The 524-nt window shown below is 70.4% G+C and carries 1 protein-coding gene; it reads left to right on the forward strand.

Translation table 11 applies throughout. The features are described from left to right. The coding region (locus ACWTU8_RS32210) for a hypothetical protein (RefSeq protein ID WP_455851300.1) at positions 1-524 on the forward strand (524 nt) is incomplete at both ends.

Below are 524 nucleotides of genomic sequence, written 5' to 3' on the forward strand. Positions count from 1 at the left end.
CGCGGCACAGTTCTCCGCGCTGCCGGCGGCCCTGGCCAATGATTTTGCGCCCGGGCTCGATGCGGCGGGTACGCTCGGCGGCGCCGCGCAGGTGACCGGCTCGCCATCCGCTCCCGAAGTTCGGTTCAACGCGCAGCTTGCCGGCGTCGAAACCAGCCAGACCCGCCAGGCCGGGCTCGGGCCGCTCGCGGTCGATGCGGCCGGCGTCTATACCGTGGCCGGCGGCGTCGCCCTCGACCATGCGACGCTGTCCGGCGACAAGATTTCTGGCACCGCCGCCGGCACCATCAATCCGAACGGCGCCAGCGATTTTGCCCTCGACCTTACATCGTCGGGACCAAGCCTGCCGCTGACGGTCGGCAGCGCCGCGAGCCCCGTGATGATCGAGATCCGGTCCTTGTCGGCGAAGGTGGCGGGCGAGAGCACGCAGGCCCGCCTGGACGTCTCCGCGATCCTGCCGTCAGTCACCACCAACCCGGCGAAGGTGGACGGGCTTGTCCTGGCACTGCACTCGGATGCGTTCG

Source organism: Mesorhizobium sp. BHbdii (assembly GCF_053848045.1).